We start from the raw sequence: 1,309 nt of genomic DNA on the forward strand, positions 1-1,309 counted from the left end.
TNGGNGNCGTCGNCGNCGATCNCGACCGCGGCGAAGATCCTTTCGTCCAAGGCCACCGCCCCGGTGTGCTGCCGCAGGTCGCGGACCTGGTGCCGCAGGAGGCGGGCGCCGGCGGCGAGCGCCGCGTCGACCAGCCGGGCGTCGAGGATCCGGCGCGGCACCACCCACGCCGGGCGGGCCATGTGCCGTTCGGCGACCAGGCCGCCGCGGCCGAGGCTGAGGCGGCCGATGGGGACCCGGTCCTCGACGAGGCCGGTGACGCCGACGTCGGCCAGGACGTCCAGGACGTGCGGGNCACCCCGTCGCCGCAGGCCTTGTCCCGCGGGAAGTCCGCCCGGTCCAGCAGCTGTCTCTTATACACAAGGCCGGGTCGGTGTGCAGCGCGCCCAGGGCGGCGGCACCGGCCGGCCCGGCGCCGACCACGGCCAGGTCCCAAGAGGTGTGCGCCGCCGTCATCGGCCGGCCGCCACGAGCAGGACGACATCGATCAGGGCGACGGCCACCGCGGCCCGGAAGGGCAACCAGCCACCGGTGGTCGCCGCGGCCGCCACGAGGAGTACCACCACGGCCAAAACCGGCCACGCCCATCCGGCAGGCGGCCCGGCGGGACCGAACACCGCCAGCAGCGAGGCGGCACACAGCAGCACCGCGGCCACGGCGCGCGAGAGGCGCTCACCGATGCGGTGCGGCAGGCCGCGCACGCCGGTGCGCTCGTCGTCGGCGAGATCGGGCAGCGTGTTGAGCAGGTGCGCCCCGACACCGAGCGCGGCCGCCCCGGTCGCCCACAACGGCGCCCAGGCCGGGGCCGGACCGGCGAGGGTGACCACGGAAGGCAGCGTCCCGAAGGCACTGGCGTAAGGCACCCACGACCACCACGTGTGGTTGTGGGCAGCGTAATAGTGGGTCAAGGGACAGGGACGATGTTGACCAGCGCGCTGCGCCAGCCGGTGAGCGCGGACAGCGCCAGGCAGGCGAACGCGGACGCGACCAGGGCCCATACCGCCCAGCCGACCGGCAGCGCTCCGGTGGCCAGCGGCTTGTCGCTGCGGCCGACGGCCCGATCGCGCGGCAGGTCGCACAGGTCGTTGCCCCAGCCGATGGTGAGCTGGCCGGTGAGGACCGCCGCGGTGACCGTAGCGGCGCCGGCCCGGTCCAGGCNGCNGCNGNGCGCGAGCAGACCCGCGACAGNGCCGACGGCCAGGGCCGGCCCGCCGTGGGCGGCGGCCAGCAACGCCCCTACACGCGACTGGCCGGGAAGCGACGGCCCGGGAAGCGGCGGTGCGGGGCGCGGCGGGGCCGCGCCCCGCAC

At 76.6% G+C, this 1,309-nt stretch carries 1 protein-coding gene; it reads right to left on the reverse strand.

Annotated elements, in window-relative coordinates:
• Nucleotides 1–452: 452 nt before the first annotated feature.
• Nucleotides 453–827 carry a UbiA family prenyltransferase gene (locus tag MW084_RS00020; protein WP_275563378.1) on the reverse strand — a complete coding sequence of 125 codons (375 nt, stop codon included), beginning with the start codon at nucleotides 825–827 and terminating at the stop codon, nucleotides 453–455.
• Nucleotides 828–1,309: the final 482 nt, after the last annotated feature.

The organism is Streptomyces sudanensis (genome assembly GCF_023614315.1).
GTDB lineage: Bacteria > Actinomycetota > Actinomycetes > Streptomycetales > Streptomycetaceae > Streptomyces > Streptomyces sudanensis.